Below are 13,629 nucleotides of genomic sequence, written 5' to 3' on the forward strand. Positions count from 1 at the left end.
TATGGGCTGAGTTAAGGATTTTTCAAGGCTTTCATTTTAATTTTTTTTTAACTTGAAATATCTTCAGAATTGGTATATAATAAATTTGTCCCAGCGGGAACAAAAATGAACAGACAAGTTCAGAGACGGAATGGAAGTGAAAAGTTGTCAAGCGAAAACATAAAAATCAGCAAAGAGTTAGTTGACCTGCAGCGTTTGGTTGTGCCGGAAATCGGCTCACTGATTGAGATGCGCTACAACATTCTGTCAACAATCAAAAGCGAAGAGCCGATCGGGCGACGAAATCTTGCTTTCGTCCTCGATATGAGTGAGCGCCAGGTGCGGAACGAAATTGATTTTCTCCAGGCCCAGAAGCTTGTCCAGGTAGAACGCCAGGGCGTTGTCCTGACAGAGCTTGGACGCAAGATCATCATTCAGCTCAAACGCATGCTTTACACCTATAACGGTCTTGAGCAGCTTGAGCGCGAGCTGGAGGAAAAGCTGCATCTGAAAAAAGCCATTGTTTCCCCGGGCGACATGGATATGAACTATCAGGTTCTGAAATTCATGGGCCGTTCAGGCGCCCGCTATGTGTTGTCCATCATGAAATACAAGGACATCCTGGCATTGACTGGCGGCGCCAGCACAGCAGCCATCGCAGAACAGATGAAGGAAGCCTTCTACCCGGATGTCTATGTGATTCCGGCAAGGGGCGGAATTGGCAAAAGCCATTCCACCCAGGCCAACAACGTCGTTGCTGAAATGGGGCTTAAGCTCCACGCGAATTATGAGCTGCTGCATTTACCCGATAACATTGATAACCGCCTTTTGGAAGCCCTGAAGGATTACCCGGAGATTAAACGGGTATTTAATAAAATGGATGACATTGACATTTTTGTCTTTGGCATCGGACGGGCAGATGTTCTGGCGGACTGGCGGAACATGAAGGAAAGCGAAAAGCAGACCCTGCTTGACAAGGGCGCTGTGGGCGAAGCCTTCGGACATTATTTCGATATTGACGGAAACGTGGTTTCCCCATCCAGTACCATCGGGATCAGCATTGAAAATTATAACCGTATCCAGCATGTGATTGCGATATCGGGCGGCGAGAGCAAAGCCGACGCCATTATAGGGGTCAGCCGTGTTAAGCCGAATATGGTGTTAATAACGGATGAAAGCGCTGCAAAAGAGATCATCCGTAAGTTAAATAAATAAGTATTATATTTTTAAGGAGGCAGATAAAATGTCTGTAAAAGTTGCAATTAATGGTTTTGGTAGAATTGGTCGTCTGGCATTCAGACAGATGTTTGGTGCTGAAGGTTATGAAGTAGTAGCTATCAACGACTTAACAAGCCCAAGAATGTTAGCTCATTTATTAAAATATGACTCAGCTCAGGGTACCTATGCTTTAGCTGATAAGGTAGAAGCTAAGGAAGATTCGATCGTTGTTGATGGTAAAGAAATCAAAATCTATGCAGAAGCAGATCCTGCAAAATTACCATGGGGCGAATTAGACGTAGACGTTGTTCTGGAATGTACTGGTTTCTTCGCTTCTAAAGACAAAGCAATGGCTCATGTAAATGCAGGCGCCAAGAAAGTTGTTATCTCCGCTCCGGCAGGCAACGATCTTCCAACCATCGTTTTCGGTGTTAATGAAGGAACATTAACGAAAGATGATCAGGTTATTTCTGCTGCATCTTGTACAACAAACTGCTTAGCTCCTATGGCGGATACCTTAAACAAATTAGCTAAGATCAGAAAAGGCTACATGACTACCGTTCACGCATACACCGGCGACCAGATGACCTTAGACGGACCTCAGAGAAAAGGCGATTTAAGAAGAGCTCGTGCTGCAGCTGTAAACATCGTTCCAAACTCTACTGGTGCTGCTAAAGCAATCGGCCTGGTTATCCCAGAATTAAAGGGTGTTTTAGATGGCGGCGCACAGCGTGTTCCAGTTCCGACCGGTTCTTTAACACAGTTAGTTGCTGTTGTTGAAGGTGCTGTAACAGCTGAACAGGTTAACGAAGCAATGAAAAAAGCTGCTGACCAGTCCTTTGGTTACACTGAAGAAGAATTAGTATCTTCTGATATCATTGGCATCAACTATGGTTCTTTATTCGATGCTACTCAGACCACTGTCATGGACATGGGCAACAACGAAACCTTAGTAAAAGTTGTTTCCTGGTATGACAATGAAAACTCTTACACAAGCCAGATGGTAAGAACAATCAAATACTTCTCTGAACTTGCTTAATTCCATTTATTTATAAAACTACATAATAACAAGTACTAAATCTGCCCCTACCGGTAGATTTTAAAACGGGGGGTCACGCGACCCCCTTTTTTAATGAAATTTGAAACGAGGTTGAGGAAACTTATGAAAAAAACAGTAAAAGATATCGATTTAAAAGGCAAAAAGGTATTGATGCGCGCGGACTTCAATGTTCCGCTTAATGAAGACGGCGTTATCACAGATGATACCAGAATCCAGGCAGCTCTGCCGACCATCAAGTATATTTTGGATCAGGGAGCTTCTCTTATCTTAATGTCACATCTTGGACGTCCAAAGAACGAACCCGACCCGAAGTTCTCTTTATTGCCAGTTGCGAAGAGATTGTCCGAAGTGCTGGGTACCGAAGTTGTGTTTAACGATGACGGCGAGGTTGTTGGCCAGGTAACCAAGGATGCAGCTGCAGCGCTTAAACCGGGCCAGATTCTGTTGTTACAGAATACCCGTTTCAGACCAGAAGAAAAGAAAAACGAACCATCCTTTGCCAAAGAGCTGGCAAGCCTGGGTGATGTTTTTGTTGAAGATGCTTTTGGCTCCAGCCACCGCGCGCATGCTTCCACAGCCGGCGTTGCAGATTACCTGCCAGCTGTTTCAGGCTTCCTGATTCAGAAGGAGCTGGATTTCATCGGAGGTGCCTTAGAAGATCCCAAGAGACCTTTTGTTGCGATTTTGGGCGGCTCCAAGGTTTCTGACAAAATCGGTGTCATCAACAACCTGCTTGAAAAGGTTGATTCTTTAATTGTCGGCGGCGGTATGGCCTTCACTTTCTTAAAAGCGCAGGGCTATGAAATTGGTACTTCTTTACTGGAAGAAGATAAGATCGACCTTGCAAAGGAATTGCTGGCAAAGGCTGAAGCAAAGGGTGTCAAGCTGTTATTACCAATCGACGTGGTCGTAGCGCCTGAATTCAAGGCAGATGCTCCGGCTACAAACGTGAAGGTTGACGCGATTCCGGCAGATCAGATGGGTCTGGATATCGGGGTTGAAACTCAGAAGCTTTTTGCAGACACCATTAAGGGCGCTAAAACCGTTATCTGGAATGGGCCGATGGGCGTCTTTGAATTCCCTGAATTCGCCAAAGGAACCGTTGCGGTTGCCAAAGCGATGGCTGAATCGGACGCAGTGACCATCATTGGCGGCGGGGATTCCGCTGCGGCTGTTAAACAGCTTGGGTTTGAAGACGGCATGAGCCATATTTCTACTGGCGGCGGCGCTTCCTTAGAATTTATGGAAGGCAAAGTGTTGCCAGGCATCGACGTTTTAGAAAACAAATGATGCTGAGTCCGGTTTTGTAAAAAACTGCCATTTTTTATAACTATAATATACAAATATAGAGGAGATTATTATGTCAAGAAGACCAATCATTGCCGGCAACTGGAAAATGAACAAGGATATTAATGAAGCTGCCGCTTTAATAAATGAATTAAAACCTTTAGTAGAAGGCGCTGAAGCAGAAGTTGTTTTCTGTCCGCCCTATGTTGATTTAGTAGAAGCTGTTAAACTGACTGAAGGCACCAATATTGGTATCGGCGCTCAAAATATGCACTATGAAACAAGCGGCGCGTTCACTGGCGAAATCGCTGGCGAAATGCTGACAGCCATCGGCGTGAAATATGTGGTAATCGGCCACTCCGAACGCCGTGAATATTATAACGAAACAGATGAGGCTGTTAATAAAAAAGCCATCAAAGCTTTGGAACTGGGATTAACCCCAATCGTCTGCTGCGGTGAAACCCTTGAAGAACGCGAAGGCGGAAAAGCAGAAGCCAAGGTCGTTGGACAGATCAAGGAAGGCTGCAAAAATATTGACGATATTTCCAAGGTCGTCATTGCCTATGAACCAATCTGGGCCATCGGAACCGGAAAAACCGCTTCTAAGGAAGAAGCAGACGAAGCCTGCGGCTGGGTACGCAAGACCATTGAAGAGATGTACGGTAAAGATGCAGCTGAAGCTGTCCGTGTACAGTACGGCGGAAGTGTGAAGCCTGCCAATGTCGCAGAGCTGATGGACATGCCAAACATCGACGGCGCTCTGGTTGGCGGTGCCAGCCTGACAGCTGATTTTGCTAAGATTGTTAAATTTTAACAAAGGCCACTGATAAAGACCGGGAAATTGTGATTGATAACGGGAGACGAGGAGAAAAATAACAGCTCCGAGCTCCCGTTATTGCTTTGACATTGAGCGATACAAAGAAAGGATTGATATTTATGAGAGGAAATTTAACTGCGTTAATTATCCTGGACGGATACGGCTATACGCCCATTGCGGAGGGCAACGCTGTACTTGAAGCGCCGTCTCCAAACCTGGATGCTTTTTATGAAAAATACCCCCACACCCACATTGTAGCCAGCGGCTTAGGCGTTGGTCTGCCTGAAGGGCAGATGGGCAACTCCGAGGTCGGCCACCTGAACCTGGGAGCAGGCCGCGTCGTTTATCAGGAACTGACACGCATCACGAAATCCATTGAGGACGGGGATTTCTTTGAAAATCCGGTGTTTATGGATGGCATTAAAAACGTCAAGGAAAACGGCACCGCCCTGCATGTGATGGGTTTGGTGTCTGACGGGGGCGTTCACAGCCACTTGAAACACCTGTACGGTCTGCTGGAGCTGGCTAAGAAGGAAGGCGTTGAGAAGGTCTATGTCCACTGCTTTATGGATGGCCGTGATACTGCTCCGACCAGCGGCCTTGGATTTATCAGGGAACTGGAAGCAAAAATGGCGGAGATCGGCGTGGGCGAAATCGCAACGGTTGAAGGCCGCTATTATGCCATGGACCGTGACAACCGCTGGGAACGGGTTGAAAAAGCCTACGACGCCATTGCTTTGGGCAAAGGCAACGCTGCGGACTCGGCCGTAGAAGCCATGGAGCTGAGCTACAAGGAAGACGTTAATGACGAATTCGTTATCCCAACCGTCATTAAGCCGGAAGTGGATAAGCGTATCCAGGCTAATGATACCATTATTTTCTTCAATTTCCGTCCGGACCGTGCCCGTGAGCTGTCACGGACATTTATCGAACCGGATTTTGCTGAATTTAACCGTGAACGCGGCTATATTCCTGTACATTATATCTCCATGACTCAGTATGACGCCAGCTTTGAAGGTGTTGAAATTGCTTTTAAACCGGAAACAGTCACCAATACCCTGGGCGAATACCTGAGCGCTAATGGTGTGCCGCAGCTGCGTATTGCCGAAACAGAAAAATACGCCCATGTCACCTATTTCTTTAACGGCGGCCTTGAAAAACAGTATGAAGGTGAGGACCGTATTCTGGTACCGTCGCCAAAGGTGGCAACCTATGATTTACAGCCGGAAATGAGCGCCTATGAGGTAACTGAAAAGGTCCTGGAAGCCATTGATTCGGATAAATATAAGGTTATTATCCTCAACTACGCCAATACCGATATGGTCGGGCATACCGGTGTGATGGAAGCTGCTGAAAAAGCCGTCATGACAGTGGATGAATGCTCTAAAAAGGTGATTGACGCCATTTTAGCCAAGGGCGGCAATGTGATCCTGACCGCTGACCACGGCAATGCGGAAAAGATGATTGACTATGATACCAAGAAGCCATGGACGGCCCACACCACGAATCCGGTGGAATGTGTGATCGCCGGCGCGGGTAAGATTGAGCTGAGAGACGATGGACGTCTGGCGGACATCTCACCGACGATTTTGGATCTGCTGGACATGGATGTTCCCGCGGAAATGACCGGGACATCACTTATTAAGAAATAAGAAAAATTTGCGGTTGAAAACCGATTACATGCAAAAAAAGCCCTGAAATTCCTTTTCAGGGCCTATTTTATTATTGAAAAAATCTTAAGGTTATGATAAGATTTATCTTACGATTAAAACGGAGGTGATACAATGAAAACATTCTTAATCGTTCTTTTAGTGATTGCAAGTTTTGCACTGATTATCAGCATTCTGCTGTCACCGGCAAAGGTTGCAGGTATGGGTGGCGCGATTGAAGGCGGCGCTGAAACATTATTCGGCCGTAAGAAAGCCAGAGGTCTTGAAGCCATTCTTGAAAAGATCACGATTGGTTCCGCTATTGTATTTATGTTATCTGCTTTCATTTATTCACTTTTAGCTTAATCGAAAAATCTGAAAATTTCACGAAGGGGGAATTTGCAAAATGGAATTATGGATCGCTCCTGTTATTGGGGTAATCGCATTGTTAGTTGCAGTTTTCTATACTGCCCGTGTCAATAAAGTCGCTGAAGGCACAGACCGTATGAAGGAAATCGCTTCTTACATTCATGAAGGCGCCATGGCTTTCCTGACCAGAGAGTACAAAATGATGGCCGTCTTTATTGTTATTTTATTTATTATCTTGTGTGTGACACCCGGCCTCGGATGGCAGACAGCTGTTTGCTTCTTAATCGGTGCACTTTTCTCAGTTCTGGCTGGTTTCTTCGGCATGAACGTCGCTACCAAAGCAAACGTAAGAACTGCGAATGCCGCTAAGGAAGAAGGCATGAACAAGGCCCTGAGCACAGCCTTTTCAGGCGGTGCCGTTATGGGTATGTGTGTTGTAGGCTTAGGCTTAATCGGTGTTAGCGTACTTTACATTATTTTCCAGGATACAGCCATTGTAACTGGCTTTGGTCTGGGTGCTTCCTCTATGGCTTTATTCGGCCGTGTTGGCGGTGGTATCTATACAAAAGCTGCTGACGTTGGGGCTGACCTTGTTGGTAAGGTAGAAGCCGGTATCCCTGAAGATGACCCGAGAAACCCTGCAGTTATCGCCGATAATGTTGGTGACAACGTTGGTGACGTTGCCGGTATGGGTTCTGACCTGTTTGAATCTTATGTTGGTTCTTTAATCTCAGCAATGACCCTGGGTGTTGTTGTTACCCAGAGCGTTGTCGGTATTTTATTCCCATTATTATTAGCCGCTATCGGTATCGTCGCTTCAATTATCGGTACTTTCTTCGTGCGCGGCAAAGAAGGCGGAAGCCCGCAGAAATCCTTAAATATGGGTACTTATGTATCGGGGGTTCTGGTCATCATTGCTTCCTACTTCCTGTCTACTTATATGTTAGGCAGCTTCTATCCATTCATTGCAATTATCTCTGGTTTAATCGTTGGTATTGCTATCGGCCAGCTGACTGAATACTATACCTCTGAAAAATACAAACCAGTACAGCATATTGCTCAGCAGTCTGAAACAGGTTCCGCAACCACTGTTATCTCTGGTCTGGCTGTCGGTATGAAATCTACAGCGCTGCCATTGATCGCGATCGCGATTGCGATCTTCCTGGCTTATTGGGCTGCTGGCTTGTTCGGTATTGCCTTAGCTGCTGTTGGTATGTTATCCACCTGTGGTATGACCATCGCCGTTGACGCTTATGGCCCTATCGCTGATAATGCCGGCGGGATTGCAGAAATGTCTGAACTTCCTGAAGAAGTCCGCAGCATTACGGACCAGCTGGATGCTGTTGGTAACACCACTGCTGCCATCGGTAAAGGCTTCGCTATTGGTTCTGCAGCGCTGACCGCTCTTGGTCTGTTCGCTTCTTATGCTGAAACAGTTGGCTTAAGCCAGATCAGCTTACTGGACCCAATGGTTATCATCGGTTTATTACTCGGCGCAATGCTGCCATTCTTATTCTCCGCTTTAACCATGGAAGCTGTAGGCGATGCTGCCAATGACATGATTGAAGAAGTTCGCCGTCAGTTCAAAGAAGATTCCGGTATTATGGCTGGTACCAGCAAACCGGACTATGCAAAATGTGTTGATATCTCAACCGCTGCTGCTTTGAAGAAAATGATTGCTCCAGGCCTTCTGGCCATTGTTGCTCCGCTTTTAATGGGTATCCTGTTAGGTGCAGAAGCGCTTGGTGGTTTACTGGCTGGTGCTCTGGCTTCTGGTGTCCTCATGGCAATTATGATGTCAAACGCCGGTGGTGCGTGGGATAATGCCAAAAAATACATCGAATCTGGTGTACATGGCGGCAAAGGCTCAGAAGCACATAAAGCTGCTGTTGTTGGGGATACCGTTGGTGACCCATTCAAAGATACTTCCGGACCATCCATTAACATTTTAATCAAATTAATGACCATCGTTGCATTGGTATTCGCGCCAATCTTCATGGGTCTCTAAGAAAAAAACATATCCCGCGGCGCCGTCCTTCGGCACTGCGGGATTTTTTTATTTATGGCTTTATTTATTGACAGATAAGCTGTATACTATGGAAAGACAAAAGCCTTAAAGGAGAAAAGAACCAAGATGACAGAGCAAGAGAAATTTGAAACCAGTGTGAAAAAATGCATGGAAGACCACCAGGCTGTGGGGATGGCTGTGGCCATTGTGGACGCGCAGGGAGTGACAAAATATGAACGCTTTTTCGGGAAACGGGATCAGGAAACCGGAAAAGACATTGACGACGAAACGATTTTTGGCCTCGCGTCCCTGACAAAATCCTTTACCTGCCTGGCCATTTTAAAAATGCAGGAGGACGGTATTCTGAGCATTGAGGACCCGGTGAGTGACTATATTCCGGAATTTAAGGGAATGAACCAGGGAGAACCGGTTTTGATCAAGCATCTCATGTTTCACAGCGGCGGGTATTTTCCTCAGTCACGCATTGTAGTGGACACAGTGGCGGCAGAACTGGGCCTAGATGAAGCTGTCGTGGGTGACTTGGCATACAATGCAGAGCTGGCTCAGGAAGGATGCCGCCAGGTGGCAGGAAGGCTGGATGCCCAGGAAGAATTTATCGGCCGTCCGGGCGAGTATTTCAGCTACTGCAATGACGGCTATGGACTGCTGTCCGATATTATTTACCATCACGGCGGTTCCGCCTCCTACGCGGATTATCTGCTTGAGCATATTTTGAAGCCTCTGGGAATGGAACGGAGCTTCTGCGATTTTGTGCGTCCGCTGAAGGATGAAAATCATGCGGCTCTTTATGCGGTTGTCGCGGGTGAGCTGACAAAGGTCAGGGATTATCATGACAACGCCTTTGTATTAAACGGTGGAGGCGCTATGAAATCCACCTTAAAGGATTTGAAGAAATACATTGCCATGTATCTGAATGATGGGACAGGCCTTAACGGAACGTCCATTGCAAAGCCAGAGACCATCACAGCTATGACGACAAAGCGCCAGATGGACTCCTACGTGACAGATTATGGCTACGGGCTGGATATCAAGGAGCTGAACGGTTTACAGGTAACTGGACATGGTGGAAGCCTGCCCGGCGTTTCCTCACACCTGCTGTGGTGCCGTGAAAAGGGTCTGGGCGTTATTGTGCTGTGCAATACAGAGGATGTGCCGGTCAGCGGCGTGGCGGAAGCAGCCCTGAGCATGGGCATGGGCTTCAAGGCAGAAAGAATCCTTCATCATTATGAAAATAAGCCCTGGGATGCCGAAACCCTCAAAGCTGCCTGCGGCGTTTACGCTTCTGATGAAGGCACAAAGGTAGAACTTTTTATGGGCGAAGACGGAGAAGTGCTGTTAAAAAATGGGGATAAGACCTCTTCGGTTACGATGATCGAGCCTGGACATGGGATGATCGCAGGAGAGTATGGCGACACCTTTATTCAGATGATCGCAGATGAGCGCCGGGGCATTTTCGGCATGCGCTATGGCTCCAGGATTCTGCCGAGAAGTAAGGCGTAGGAAAGGATTGAAAAAGTTAAAAGTTTGATTTAAAGTTAAAGCAAGAAGTAATTTCAATGGAAAATTGAGAATGGAGAATGGAAAATTCACGAACCCTTTTTCTAATGAAAAAGCGATTATAGAGCGGCCTGCGGCCGCTACAGTGTGTAAAAAAACCTGAGAGACGAAGCCTTTTACCTAAGGAAGAAAAAAGCGTCCTGCGGGCATTACCCTCACATTAGCAGCTTCTTCACTAAAGTGGATGTTTTATCTCGCCTGTGTCCGGCTGTAGGGATAGAGCGGCACGATTCCCGGCCGTTTTTCTCAACGTTTGGACCTTTTTTCTTATCTGGATAAAAGGCGCAGTCTCGGGCTGCGCCACTTTTTCGACAGCCTGCAGCGTCTTGCGGCCGCTATCTACTCAAAATGCGTAGCATTTTGTTCCTGTAAATCTCCATTAACAAGCCTTTTTTAACGCCTTGTCTCTTGCTAATAAGTTTTCCGACACTCTTTAAGATCGGCGCGATTTTGCGCCGATCTTTTTTTGCTTCATAAATTCTTAATAAAATGGGCACTTTCTTTGTAAGAATGTTATGGTATTATAATACCATCAGATCGATACTGAAGGACAGAAGGAGTAAGAAATGAACATATTAATATGTGATGACGAGCGGGAAATTGTCGACGCGCTGGAGCTTTACCTGAAAAACGAGGGATATGCTGTTTTCAAGGCCTATTCCGGAAAAGAAGCGCTGGAAATTGTCTCTGAAAATACCATTCATCTTATACTGATGGACATCATGATGCCCGAAATGGACGGGATTCACGCAACCCTGAAAATCCGTGAGACCGCGAACATTCCGATTATTTTCCTGTCGGCAAAGGCCGAGGACAACGATAAAATTATGGGACTGACTGTCGGCGGAGACGATTATATCACAAAGCCCTTTAATCCGCTGGAGGTGATCGCCCGGGTGAAGTCCCAGCTGCGGCGCTACACGACCCTTGGCAGCTATGTGAAACGGACAGATGTGTACAAAACAGGCGGACTGGAGCTGGACGACGCCTATAAAAAAGTGACAGTTGACGGGGAAGAGGTTAAGCTGACCCCGGTGGAATATAAAATTTTGAAGTTTTTGATGCGGGAAATGGGAAAGGTTTTTTCCATCGAGCAAATTTATGAAAATGTCTGGGAGGAGCCTTCGTACAATGCGGATAACACCGTTGCCGTCCATGTGCGGCGCATTCGCGAAAAGATTGAGATCAATCCGAAGGAGCCCAAATACTTAAAGGTGGTGTGGGGAATTGGATACAAAGTCGAAAAATACCCTCCGCAATAGCGGAGTGATCGTGATAAAAAGTGAGCATCTGCTCCGCAATACAGGCGTAAAACTCATTGCGTTCATCCTGGCGGTGCTGCTTCTGAGCACCGGCATCTTTGTGCTGGAGCAGACAGCCACAACCAAGATGGAGGGCTTTGGTATTTCAGAAACCTGGGATGAACAGGATTATCTGAAGAGCAGCTCACTGCGCTCAGAGGTCTACAGTGTTTACCATGACCTGTTTGCTCTGGCCGATACCTACCGCTCCGAGGAGTATATCCGAAGCGGGGCCCTTCTCGATGAGGACGCTGCCATTGAGGAGTACAAGCTTTCGCTGCTTTCAGAAGACCGAAGCCGTTTCGGGCTGTGGGAGAAAGAGCTTGGGGATGTCAGCAGTTATTACTACAGCGAGCGTTCCGACAGCACGGTGCCCAAAACAGTTATTGATGTCATCAACTCCGATGCTTTTATGGAAAGACACGGCAAGGAAATCGAGAAGTACCGGGAGGATCAGATACAGAAGCAGCTCCAGAACTATGCGAACACGCTTAATAATCTGGAAAACGCTCAGAAAAACTTTGGCCTGAAATGGTATATTGAGCGGGACGGGCAGAAAAAGACCAGCGGCGAAGGCGTGACGCCTGAGGCCCTGATGCAGTCCAAGGTTTACCTCGAAAATAACAAGGGGAAGATCAACGCTTCCCAGGAAGTAAGGAATTATGACTACGGCGGAAACGGCAATACGGACAACCGTATTGTTATGGCCTTTGATGATCAGAAGATCGACACCATGGCTCAGATTTACAGCCAGGACCGCGCAGACGCAGTACTGGCCGTTCAGGTTTTCTTCGTCTGCGGATTGTTATCATTGATCTGTCTGGTGGTGGCCTGTATTGGTGCCGGACGCCGCGAGACAGACAACGACATTCATCTGCTGGCCATTGACCGCATGTACTGGGATCTGCATTTGATTATTCTGGCATGGGTTGAGGGGATGCTCATTGCGGCAGGGGTGGCCTGCATTATGTACAGACTGCCTGCCTACATGTCCGCGATCCTGCTGATCTTCGCAGTGGCTCTCGCCTACAACTATGTGCTGAGCATTGTGCGTGTTGTCAAGGCACACCGCTTTATGGACCGGTTTGGCACGGTTGTGCTGTGCAAAAAGTGCGGACGCCTGATCAAACGCTTCGGCCGGAGCATCCGGGATTTTTACCGGAATGTGATCAAGGGCCGCTCCCTGGTGATGCTGCTGTGCGCAGCCATTATCATCATCGCCATTGTGGGCATGCTCATCATCGCGCTGCCGCCCATTGGCATTATTCTGCTGGGTGTGGCTCTGTGGTTTGGCGCAAAGCGGGCGAAATCTCTGGATCAGACCATCAAGGGTGTGGAACGCATCTATGAGGGCGATACAGGCTATAAGATTGAGGTTGAAGGGCATGGACCGGTGGAGGAAATGGCAAAAAACATCAATAATATTAACGAGGGCTTGTCGACAGCGGTCAGAGACGCGGTGGAAAAAGAGTTGAAAAGTGAGCGGCTGAAAACTGAGCTGATCACCAATGTTTCCCATGATATCCGTACCCCGCTGACATCCATTATCACCTATATCGACCTGTTGAAAAAGGAGGACATCGACGAGGAATCCAGGGAGCGTTACATTGGGGTGCTGGAACAGAAGGCTGCGCGTCTGAAAGCGCTGACCGATGACCTCTTTGAGGCCGCCAAGGCCTCGACAGGCAATATGGAGGTGCACTGGGATACCGTAAACGTGGAAGCGCTGGTAAACCAGGGGATGGGAGAGCTTGAGGACAAGATTGAGGATTCCGGTCTTCAGTTCATTGTCAGCCGGCCCCAGGAAAAAGTGATGGTACATGCGGATGGCCGCCTGCTCTGGCGGGTCATTGAAAACCTGCTGTCCAATGTGCTCAAATACGCACTGCCCGGCTCCCGGGTCTATATGACCATTGACCGGGACCTGTTTACAGACCGTGGGGTTTTTATCATTAAGAATATCTCAGCCGATCCGCTGAACATTCCGGCTGAAGAACTGCTGGAGCGCTTTAAGCGCGGCGACGATACCCGTCACAGCGAGGGAAGCGGACTGGGGCTTGCCATTGCCAAGGACCTGACTGAGCTGCAGAACGGCCAGTTTGATCTGACCATCGACGGCGACCTGTTCAAGGCGACCGTTTATCTGGAGCTGGTTGCGGATGACGATTCGGTAATGGCGGAGGAAGCCGGCGAAGCAGAATCTGAAGAAAAGGGCGAATAGACAAAGCGAAAGCTAGGGGCTCGATTTACAGCGCCCCGGCTTTTCATTTTTTGTCAAGATTGGTATAAAATTTGGCAGAATATAGAATGGAATTTTTTCTGGAAAACGGTATACTTTAAAGTAACTATGAGATCATGGAGGA

At 47.5% G+C, this 13,629-nt stretch carries 10 protein-coding genes; all 10 read left to right on the top strand.

The window, feature by feature from the left end:
* Positions 1 to 105: 105 nt before the first annotated feature.
* The 10 genes from FYJ53_RS09955 (at position 106) to FYJ53_RS10000 (ending at position 13,487) form a co-directional block, all read left to right on the top strand.
* Positions 106 to 1,194: a sugar-binding transcriptional regulator gene (locus FYJ53_RS09955; protein WP_227929794.1), complete on the top strand. Its 1,089-nt coding sequence runs from the start codon at positions 106 to 108 to the stop codon at positions 1,192 to 1,194.
* A 28-nt stretch (positions 1,195 to 1,222) separates the two neighbouring features.
* Positions 1,223 to 2,236 carry a type I glyceraldehyde-3-phosphate dehydrogenase gene (gene gap, locus FYJ53_RS09960; protein ID WP_090410753.1) on the top strand — a complete coding sequence of 338 codons (1,014 nt, stop codon included), beginning with the start codon at positions 1,223 to 1,225 and terminating at the stop codon, positions 2,234 to 2,236.
* A gap of 123 nt (positions 2,237 to 2,359) precedes the next feature.
* Positions 2,360 to 3,547, top strand: coding sequence for a phosphoglycerate kinase (gene pgk, locus FYJ53_RS09965; RefSeq protein ID WP_013378998.1), 1,188 nt, complete (start codon positions 2,360 to 2,362; stop codon positions 3,545 to 3,547).
* Positions 3,548 to 3,617: 70 nt separating this feature from the next.
* Positions 3,618 to 4,358: a triose-phosphate isomerase gene (tpiA, locus tag FYJ53_RS09970; RefSeq protein WP_090410755.1), complete on the top strand. Its 741-nt coding sequence runs from the start codon at positions 3,618 to 3,620 to the stop codon at positions 4,356 to 4,358.
* Positions 4,359 to 4,480: 122 nt separating this feature from the next.
* A complete protein-coding gene (gpmI, locus tag FYJ53_RS09975) occupies positions 4,481 to 6,013 on the top strand; it encodes a 2,3-bisphosphoglycerate-independent phosphoglycerate mutase (RefSeq protein ID WP_090410756.1) in 1,533 nt (510 codons plus the stop codon).
* Positions 6,014 to 6,145: 132 nt separating this feature from the next.
* The gene (gene secG, locus FYJ53_RS09980; RefSeq protein WP_013379001.1) at positions 6,146 to 6,376 is read left to right on the top strand and encodes a preprotein translocase subunit SecG; all 231 of its coding nucleotides are present in this window, start codon (positions 6,146 to 6,148) and stop codon (positions 6,374 to 6,376) included.
* A gap of 40 nt (positions 6,377 to 6,416) precedes the next feature.
* Positions 6,417 to 8,387 carry a sodium-translocating pyrophosphatase gene (locus FYJ53_RS09985; RefSeq protein ID WP_090410757.1) on the top strand — a complete coding sequence of 657 codons (1,971 nt, stop codon included), beginning with the start codon at positions 6,417 to 6,419 and terminating at the stop codon, positions 8,385 to 8,387.
* 126 nt (positions 8,388 to 8,513) lie between these two features.
* On the top strand, positions 8,514 to 9,908 hold the full coding sequence (locus FYJ53_RS09990) for a serine hydrolase (protein WP_148427683.1): 1,395 nt from the start codon (positions 8,514 to 8,516) through the stop codon (positions 9,906 to 9,908).
* A 623-nt stretch (positions 9,909 to 10,531) separates the two neighbouring features.
* Entirely contained in the window at positions 10,532 to 11,227 is a 696-nt protein-coding gene (locus FYJ53_RS09995; RefSeq protein WP_090410759.1) for a response regulator transcription factor, read from the top strand.
* Entirely contained in the window at positions 11,193 to 13,487 is a 2,295-nt protein-coding gene (locus tag FYJ53_RS10000) for a HAMP domain-containing sensor histidine kinase (RefSeq protein ID WP_148427681.1), read from the top strand. The genes FYJ53_RS09995 and FYJ53_RS10000 overlap by 35 nt, the downstream gene beginning before the upstream one ends.
* The last annotated feature ends 142 nt before the right edge of the window (positions 13,488 to 13,629 follow it).

It is taken from the genome of Eubacterium sp. BL-380-WT-2B (assembly GCF_009696115.1).
Lineage (GTDB): Bacteria > Bacillota > Clostridia > Eubacteriales > Eubacteriaceae > Eubacterium > Eubacterium callanderi.

Coding starts and splice junctions, on each gene's coding strand:
- FYJ53_RS09995 (WP_090410759.1), top strand. CDS start 10,532: ATGAACATATTAATATGTGATGACGAGCGGGAAATTGTCGACGCGCTG.
- secG (WP_013379001.1), top strand. CDS start 6,146: ATGAAAACATTCTTAATCGTTCTTTTAGTGATTGCAAGTTTTGCACTG.
- FYJ53_RS09955 (WP_227929794.1), top strand. CDS start 106: ATGAACAGACAAGTTCAGAGACGGAATGGAAGTGAAAAGTTGTCAAGC.
- FYJ53_RS09985 (WP_090410757.1), top strand. CDS start 6,417: ATGGAATTATGGATCGCTCCTGTTATTGGGGTAATCGCATTGTTAGTT.
- FYJ53_RS09990 (WP_148427683.1), top strand. CDS start 8,514: ATGACAGAGCAAGAGAAATTTGAAACCAGTGTGAAAAAATGCATGGAA.
- gap (WP_090410753.1), top strand. CDS start 1,223: ATGTCTGTAAAAGTTGCAATTAATGGTTTTGGTAGAATTGGTCGTCTG.
- pgk (WP_013378998.1), top strand. CDS start 2,360: ATGAAAAAAACAGTAAAAGATATCGATTTAAAAGGCAAAAAGGTATTG.
- gpmI (WP_090410756.1), top strand. CDS start 4,481: ATGAGAGGAAATTTAACTGCGTTAATTATCCTGGACGGATACGGCTAT.
- tpiA (WP_090410755.1), top strand. CDS start 3,618: ATGTCAAGAAGACCAATCATTGCCGGCAACTGGAAAATGAACAAGGAT.